Source organism: Burkholderia sp. Tr-20390 (genome assembly GCF_017104595.1).
Lineage (GTDB): Bacteria > Pseudomonadota > Gammaproteobacteria > Burkholderiales > Burkholderiaceae > Burkholderia.
This window is the reverse complement of record NZ_JAAGPC010000278.1, coordinates 1-7,978: the sequence shown is the minus strand read 5'-3', so window position 1 is coordinate 7,978 and position 7,978 is coordinate 1. Positions and strand designations below refer to the sequence as shown.

Here is a 7,978-nt window from a genome sequence, read left to right as displayed (position 1 = left end):
CCGGCACGCGCGCGGCTGCGCCTGATTGCCATCGAGGACCACGAACGGTGTTCGCGGCGGCGCCGGCTCGATGGCTCAGCGTTTTTTTAGCGGCAGCGGCACCACGCCTTTCACGTCGCGCAGCCCGGCCGGCTCGGGTGGCAGGTAGCCCCAGTCGCCCTGGGATGCCGTGGCATCGTTCTTCGTCGCATCCGACGAATCATGGGGGCGATCGCGCATAGCTTGCGCATCGGGCGCAGAGCGACCGTCGCGTTCGTCGTTGGGTTGCTGCGCGCCGGACGACGGCGGCGGCCCCGCGTGGCGCCGATGCCGCAGCACCGCGTCAGCCACCCGCTCCACATGCGACACCGTCACCGCATCCGCGTGCTCCAGCGCGGCGAGCGCACGCGCCGCGCGCAGCATCACGAGATCGGCACGCAGCCCGTCGACGGCCGCGTCGATGCACAGTGCGCTGACGCGTGCATGGACTGCATCGTCGAAATCGAGCGCCGCGAGCCGTGCGCGTGCCGCGTGAATCCGGTCGCCGAGTTCACGTTGCGCGGACGCATGACGGGCGCGGAATGCGTCCGGATCGAGATCGAATGCAAGCCGCGCCTTCACGATCCGCTCGCGCTGCGCGGCGTCGAAGCAGTTCTCCAGCTCGACCATCAACCCGAAGCGGTCGAGCAATTGCGGACGCAGCTCGCCCTCCTCCGGATTCATCGTACCGATCAGCACGAAGCGCGCATCGTGCGCGTGCGACACGCCATCGCGCTCGACGATGTTCACGCCGCTCGCGGCGACGTCGAGCAGCGTGTCGACGAGCCCGTCGGCGAGCAGGTTCACTTCGTCGACGTACAGCACGCCGAGATGCGCCCGTGCAAGCAGGCCCGGCCGGAAGCGCACGCCGTTTTCGGCGAGTGCATGCGCGAGATCGAGCGTACCCGTCACCTGCTCGTCGCTCGCCGACAGCGGCAGCGTGACGAACTGCCCTTCGGGCAACAGTTCCGCCAGGCCGCGCGCCGCGGTCGATTTCGCGGTGCCGCGCGGCCCGCTCACAAGCACGCCGCCGAGCGACGGGTCGATCGCGGCGAGCAGCAGCGCCTGCTGCAATGCGTCCTGCGCGACGAGCGCCGCAAACGGAAAAACCGCGCGGGCGCGGTGCGTCGTCGGATCGGTCATCGCCGTCCCCCTTCCTGGAGTTGTTCGCTCGCGAGCCAGACCGCTTCGATCCGCTCGCGATAGTCGCCCGGTTGCTGCCACAGGCCGCGCTGCATCGCTTCGACGAAACGTTCGCAGATGCCGTGCAGCGCCTTCGGGTTGTGCCGTTCGAGGAACGCACGGGTGGCGTCGTCGAACAGGTACGCGTCGGCGACGAGCGCGTATTGATGGTCGGACAGCACGCGCGCGGTCGCGTCATAGCCGTACAGGTAGTCGACCGTCGCGGCCAGCTCGGCCGCGCCCTTGTAGCCATGGCGCTTCACGCCGTCGAGCCATTTCGGGTTGACGACGCGCGAGCGGATCACGCGCGCGATTTCCTCGCGCAGCGTGCGCATCTTCGGCGCGGCCGGGTTCGCGTGGTCGCCGTGGTAGATGCTCGGCTGCTGCCCCGAAAGGTGCCGCACGGCCGCCGTCATCCCGCCCTGGAACTGGTAGTAGTCGTTCGAATCGAGGATGTCGTGCTCGCGGCTGTCCTGGTTCTGCACGACGACATCGATCGTCGCGAGCCGCTCGCCGAACACGTCGGCCGCCGCATCGCCCGCGCTGTTCTGTGCATACGCATGGCCGCCCCACTGGCGGTAGGCATCGGCGAGATCGGCGTCGGTCTGCCAGCGGCGCTGGTCGATCAGGTCCTGCAGGCCCGCGCCGTAGCTGCCCGGCCGCGCGCCGAACACGCGCCAGCCGGCACGGCGTCGCGCTTCGTCCGGCGCCACGCCCTGCGCGACCCATTTCTCGCGTTCGCGCTCGACGCGCGCGCGGACCGGGTTCAGTGCCTCGGGCTCGTCGAGCGCGGCCACCGCCTGCACGGCCGCGTCGAACAGGTGCATCAGGTTCGGGAACGCGTCGCGGAAGAAGCCCGACACGCGCAGCGTCACGTCGATGCGCGGCCGGTCGAAGATTTCGATCGGCAGGATCTCGAAGTCGGTCACGCGATGACTGCCGTGCGCCCATTTCGGCCGCACGCCGAGCAGCGCGAACGCCTGCGCGATGTCGTCGCCGCCCGTGCGCATCGTCGCCGTGCCCCAGACCGACAGGCCGATCGCGCGCGGATAGTCGCCGTGATCCTGCAGATGGCGCTCGATCAGTTGCTGCGCGGATTTCAGGCCGAGCGACCACGCGGCCTGCGTCGGCACCGCGCGTGTATCGACCGAATAGAAATTGCGGCCGGTCGGCAGTACGTCGGGGCGGCCGCGCGACGGCGAGCCGCTCGGCCCCGGCGGCACGAAGCGGCCGTCGAGCCCGCGCAGCAGCTGGCGCATTTCCTCGCCACCGCACGCGTCGAGCGCGGGCAGCAGCGTTTCGCGAACGCGCTCGATCACCGCGAGCGTGTGCGGCCAATCGCCGGGCGGTGTCGCGTCGGTGGCCGTGCCGCCGCCCGTTGCGCACAGCCCGTCCAGCCATTGCTGCGCGAGCCGTTCGAGCCGCTCGCGCGTATCGCCCGCGTGGCGCCACGGCGATGCGTCGAGCGCCTGCAGGATCGCCGGACGCGGGCCAACCCACGGCGCGGCCCAATCGGCCGCGAGCGGATCGAAGTCGTCGCCGAGCGCGAGATCGCGCGCCAGCGCACCGATCAGCCCGGCGCGCGCACCCTTGCCGTCGCCCACCGGAAAGCGCGCGAGCGCGAGCAGCGTGTCGCGCCGCTGACGATCGATCGGCGACGCGCCGAACACATGCAGCCCGTCGCGGATCTGCGCTTCCTTCAGTTCGCACAGCCACGCGTCGACGCGCGTGAGCAGCGCATCTTCGTCGCCCGCGTCGCGCGGCGGCGACACGCTCAGTTCGTCGTGCAGCCGGTGCTCGGCGATCGTCGCGAGAATCGTCTTGCGCAGCAGCTTCGCGCGCCGCGCATCGACCATCAGCGCTTCGTAGTATTCGTCGACCTGCCGCTCGAGATCCTGCAGCGGGCCGTAGTTTTCCGCGCGCGTGAGCGGCGGCATCAGGTGATCGATGATCACGGCCTGCGCGCGCCGCTTCGCCTGGCTGCCCTCGCCCGGATCGTTGACGATGAACGGATACAGGTGCGGCAGCGGCCCGAGCGTCAGGTCCGGCCAGCACGCGTCGGACAGCGCGACGCTCTTGCCCGGCAGCCATTCGAGGTTGCCGTGCTTGCCGAGGTGGATGACCGCGTCGATGCGGTACGCATCGCGCAGCCAGAAATAGAACGCGAGATACGCGTGCGGCGGCACGAGATCCGCGTCGTGGTAGCTCGCGTAGTCGTTCTCGCCGCGCGAGCGCGACGGCTGGATGCCGACGAACACGTTGCCCGCGCGCCAGCCGGCGATCGTGAAACGGCCTTGCCGCAGCGTCGGGTCGGCTTCGGGCGGCCCCCAGCGTTCGTTCAGCGCGTCGCGCACGGCCGTCGGCAGCCGCGCGAAACGCGCGACGTAGTCGGCCAGCGGGAAGCTCTGGAATGCGGGGCGCAACGCATGCACGGCCGCGTCGTTGGTCACGCCTTCGGTGAGCCGCGCGATCAGCGCGTCGCCGTCGGGCGGCAGGTCGGCCACCGCGTAGCCCGCGTCGCGCAGCGCCGCGAGCACGCGCAGCGCGGACGCCGGCGTGTCGAGCCCGACCCCGTTGCCGATCCGCCCTTCGCTTTGCGGATAGTTCGCGAGAATCAGCGCGACGCGCTTGTCGGCGTTATCGAGCGTGCGCAGCCGGCACCAGCCGCGCGCAAGCGCCGCGACGAACGCGATCCGCTCGGCATCCGGCTGGTAGCGCACGACGTCGACCTCGGTGTGCGGGCAGCGGTACGCGAGCCCCTTGAAGCTCACCGCGCGCGTGACGATGCGGCCGTCGACTTCGGGCAGCGCGATGTGCATCGCGATGTCGCGCGCATGCAGGCCCTGGTTGTCGGCCACCCACGCGTCGCGGTTGCCGCCGGACAGGATCACCTGCAGTACCGGCGCGTCGCCGGCGAGCACGTCGTGCTCGGGGCTGTCGATCGCGCCGGCCGCGAATGCGGTCGTGTTCAGCACGAGCGCGACGCCGTGCGTGTCGCAGAGCTGCGTGATGACTTCGCGGCTCACCGCGTCCTTCAGCGACGTGACCGCGATCGGCAGCGGATTCAGCCCTTCGTCGATGAGCGCGTCGGCGAGCGCGTCGAACACGGCCGTGTTCGCGGCCTGCCAGTGCGCGCGATAGAACAGGATCGCGACGACGGGCGCGCCGGGCGTCCAGCGCGGCCGCCAGTCGTCGACGCTCGCGCGGTCGCGCGCCGGGTGATACAGCGCGGCGGCCGGCAGCGGGCGCGGCAATTCGGGTTCGTCGCCGAAGCCGAGCGTGTGGAAGGCGATGCTGCGCAGCAGCGCCTCGGCGTTGTGCACGCCGCCTTCACGCAGGTAGCGCCACCACAGCCGGCACAGGTCGGGCGCGACGGTGCTTTTCGCGACGAGGTTCGGGTCTTCCTGCAGGTCGCCCGAGAACATCGCGAGCGGCTGCCCGCGCTTCGACGCGAGCGACACGGCCTGCTCGATTCCGTACGGCCAGTACGCCTCGCCGCCAAGATGATCGATCACGACCGACTTCGCATGCTGCAGCACGTCGTCGACGTAGAAGTCGACCGACGCCGGCTGCCGCAGGAACGTGACGTTCGCGAGCCGCACGCTCGGGAAGCCGGCCGGCAGATGCGGCACGACGCTCGCGAGCAGCGACAGCGTCGTGTCGGCCGAGCTCAGGATCACGATGTCGGCCGGTTGCTGGTCGATCCGGACGACGCCCTGCGTATCGTCGACGAAGCCGCCCGGCATGGTGCGCAGCAGATGCATCGTGCGTTACGCCTGTTGCGGCTCGGCCGCGCACGCGGCGTCGAACGCGCGTTGCAGCGCGGCCGCGTCGAGATCCTCGCCGATCAGCACGAAGCGGCTCGCGCGCGTTTCGCCGTCTTGCCAGCGACGGTCGAAATAGCTGTCGAAGCGGCGGCCGACGCCCTGGATCACGAGCCGCATCGGCGCGCCGGGCAGCGCGGCGAAGCCTTTTGCGCGGTAGATCGTGTGCGCTTCGACGACGCGCTGCAGCGCGGCGATCGTCGCTTCGCGCGTGCCGGCGTCACCCGACACGACCACCGAGTCGAAATCGTCGTGATGGTGATCGTGATCGCCGTCGTCGGCCGAGCCGTGATGGTCGTGACGCAGGTGGATCGTTTCTTCCGACGCCGATTCGAGGCCGAGCAGCATCGCGAGATCCAGCTCGCCGCGCGTCGCGCGCACGATCTTCACCTGCGGCGGGATTTCTTCGCGAATCGCGGTGTCGATCTGCGCGAACTCGGCGTCGCTGACGAGATCGGCCTTGTTCACGATCACGAGGTCGGCGGACGACAGCTGATCGGCGAACAGCTCGTGCAGCGGCGATTCGTGGTCGAGGTTCGGATCGGCGCTGCGCTGCGCGTCGACGGCCTGCGGGTTTTCCGCGAACTGGCCGCTGGCGGCAGCCGGCCCGTCGACCACGGTCACGACCGCGTCGACCGTGAAGCTGTTGCGGATCGTCGGCCAGTTGAACGCCTGCACGAGCGGCTTCGGCAGCGCGAGGCCCGACGTTTCGATCAGCACGTGGTCGATGTCCGCGCGGCGCTCGACGAGCGCTTCCATCACCGGATAGAACTCTTCCTGTACGGTGCAGCACAGGCAGCCGTTCGCGAGTTCGTACAGCTGGCCCGCCGCTTCGCCCTGCGCGCCGTCGGCATCCTCGCAGCCGATGCCGCAGCCCTTGAGGATTTCGCCGTCGATGCCGAGCTCGCCGAATTCGTTGACGATCACCGCGATGCGGCGGCCTTCGGCGTGCTGCAGGATGTGGCGCATCAGCGTCGTCTTGCCGCTGCCGAGAAAGCCCGTGACGATCGTGACGGGAAGCTTGCGTAGGGTCATGGTAGGTCCTGTGTCGAAAATGGAATCAGCCCGGGATCGTCGCGTCGAGGGCGGCGTGGCAGTTCATCTGGCGGATCGCGGGCATGCCGCCGCGCGATCCGCACGGACAGTCGCGGGACGGGCGGGACGACGAATCGGACATGGTGCTTCCTTGCGAACGGGCGACATCGTGAATGCCAACACGGCTGCCGCCGGCCCGCTCGCGCTGCCTGCCATTCGCCACGCCGGCCGGTACGGGTTCGCGGGGACGGATCGGTGGAGGAAGCGGGCAATACGCGGGCGTCGGGCCGGCTGCGGCCGTGGACGATGCGCCGCCTCCCCGCGGCGCTGAACCCCAACGTTTCGGCCGGTATCCGGGCTGACGAACACGCCGCTTCGCCTTCCCGGATGCGCACGGCATCCAGTGGCGGTCGTCCGCATGCGCGCGGCATGCGGCGAAGCGGCGTTGCGTGGCGCTTCTCGCGCGACGCGTTCGCTTACCGTTGCGGGGGCAGCACAGGTTGGCTCGACTGCGGCGCAGGCAGGCTCCCTGTTTCCCGTTTAACTGCGCGCACCGGAGCGGCGCGCGCGAGCACCAAAACGCGTGCGAGTGTAGGCGGCGGTGCGGGGAGCGTCAAGGCGGAGCGGGCCGCCGGGCCCGGTTCCGGATGACTGCCGCGCGTGGCCGGAAGCCGTGCGCGGCGGTTCGCGCGGGGGAGTCGCTGTGCTATCGTAGCGCCGCGTTCGGTGCCCGCATGCGCATTCCGCGCGTGCAGTTAAACGGGAAACAGGAGGCGGACCCCCGCCCGGCCTGTGCTGTCCCCGCAACGGTACGCCGCCCGCGCGACGCGCTTCCCCGCGCACGCGCCCAGGCCGCCCACGATGCCACTGCCCGTCAGCCGGGCGGGAAGGCTGCGGCCTGGCAAGCGGCCAGCCCGGATACCGGCCGACGCAAGGGGCGAGCCCGACGCTCGCCGAACGCCCGATCCGCGGGGGACGGATGAGGTGCGCATTCCGCCCGCGTCCGCGCGGGCTTCGTTCGATCCGTCATGGCTTACCTGTCCGCTGGCCGCCGCCGTGCCGCCCGCCTGCCCTTTTCCACTGTGACGACACGGCGCGCGCCGTGCCGCGTCCGATGAGCCGCGCCTGGCTCGTCGGCGCAGGCCCCGGCGACGCCGACCTGCTGACGCTCAAGGCCGTCCATGCGATCGGCGCGGCGGACGTGCTGCTCGTCGACGATCTCGTGAATCCCGACGTGCTGCGCCATGCGCGCGCCGATGCGCACATCGAGCACGTCGGCAAGCGCGGCGGTCATGCCTCGACGCCGCAGGAGACGATCGTCGCCGCGATGCTCGCGCATCTGCGCGCGGGCCGCAGCGTCGCGCGGCTCAAGGGCGGTGATCCGTTCGTGTTCGGCCGCGGCGGCGAGGAGCTGGCCGCGCTCGGCGCGGCGGGATTCCCGGTCGAGGTCGTGAACGGCGTCACCGCGGGCATCGCCGCGCCGGCTGCAATCGGCATCCCGGTCACGCAGCGCGGCGACGCGCAGGGCGTGATCTTCGTCACGGGCCACGGCGCGGGTGCCGACGAACCCGACTGGCGCGCGCTCGCGGCCACGCGCATGACGATCGTCATCTACATGGGCATCCGCCGGCTCGACGCGATTGCCACCGCGCTGCGCGATGGCGGCCTGCCCGGCGAGACGCCGTGCGCGGCGATCGAGAACGCGACGCGCGCCGAACAGCGGCACGTACTCGCGACACTCGACACGCTCGTCGAACGCATCGGCACGACCGGCATCGGTTCGCCGGCGATCGTCGTGATCGGCCGCGTCGCGGCGTTCGCCGACGATCCCGCGGTACGGGCCGCGCTCGGCGGCGGCGCATGATGCGTGTCGCACTCGGCATCGGTTTCCGTGCAGGCGTGACGGCCGCGCAACTCGA

At 70.8% G+C, this 7,978-nt stretch carries 4 protein-coding genes and 2 riboswitches; of the genes, 1 reads left to right on the top strand and 3 read right to left on the bottom strand.

Annotation, left to right across the window (positions count from 1 at the left end):
* Positions 1 to 75: 75 nt before the first annotated feature.
* Genes G3N98_RS37045 through cobW form a run of 3 tightly spaced genes read right to left on the bottom strand, consistent with a single transcriptional unit; the run spans position 76 to position 6,059 of the window.
* Positions 76 to 1,161 (bottom strand): ATP-binding protein, encoded by a 1,086-nt coding sequence (locus G3N98_RS37045; RefSeq protein WP_206150898.1) that lies wholly within the window; start codon positions 1,159 to 1,161, stop codon positions 76 to 78.
* A complete protein-coding gene (gene cobN / locus G3N98_RS37040) occupies positions 1,158 to 4,964 on the bottom strand; it encodes a cobaltochelatase subunit CobN (protein ID WP_206150897.1) in 3,807 nt (1,268 codons plus the stop codon). Before cobN ends, G3N98_RS37045 begins: the two co-directional genes overlap by 4 nt.
* A 6-nt stretch (positions 4,965 to 4,970) precedes the next feature.
* Positions 4,971 to 6,059 carry a cobalamin biosynthesis protein CobW gene (gene cobW / locus G3N98_RS37035; protein WP_206150896.1) on the bottom strand — a complete coding sequence of 363 codons (1,089 nt, stop codon included), beginning with the start codon at positions 6,057 to 6,059 and terminating at the stop codon, positions 4,971 to 4,973.
* Positions 6,060 to 6,385: 326 nt separating this feature from the next.
* Positions 6,386 to 6,653, bottom strand: a riboswitch (cobalamin riboswitch).
* A 113-nt stretch (positions 6,654 to 6,766) separates the two neighbouring features.
* Positions 6,767 to 7,004, top strand: a riboswitch (cobalamin riboswitch).
* A 169-nt stretch (positions 7,005 to 7,173) separates the two neighbouring features.
* On the opposite strand from cobW, the gene cobA reads away from it, so the two are divergent.
* Positions 7,174 to 7,923: a uroporphyrinogen-III C-methyltransferase gene (cobA, locus tag G3N98_RS37030; RefSeq protein WP_175239833.1), complete on the top strand. Its 750-nt coding sequence runs from the start codon at positions 7,174 to 7,176 to the stop codon at positions 7,921 to 7,923.
* The last annotated feature ends 55 nt before the right edge of the window (positions 7,924 to 7,978 follow it).

Excerpts from the sequence above, each read along its gene's own strand:
- cobN (WP_206150897.1), bottom strand. The coding sequence starts at position 4,964 with ATGCATCTGCTGCGCACCATGCCGGGCGGCTTCGTCGACGATACGCAG.
- G3N98_RS37045 (WP_206150898.1), bottom strand. The coding sequence starts at position 1,161 with ATGACCGATCCGACGACGCACCGCGCCCGCGCGGTTTTTCCGTTTGCG.
- cobW (WP_206150896.1), bottom strand. The coding sequence starts at position 6,059 with ATGACCCTACGCAAGCTTCCCGTCACGATCGTCACGGGCTTTCTCGGC.
- cobA (WP_175239833.1), top strand. The coding sequence starts at position 7,174 with ATGAGCCGCGCCTGGCTCGTCGGCGCAGGCCCCGGCGACGCCGACCTG.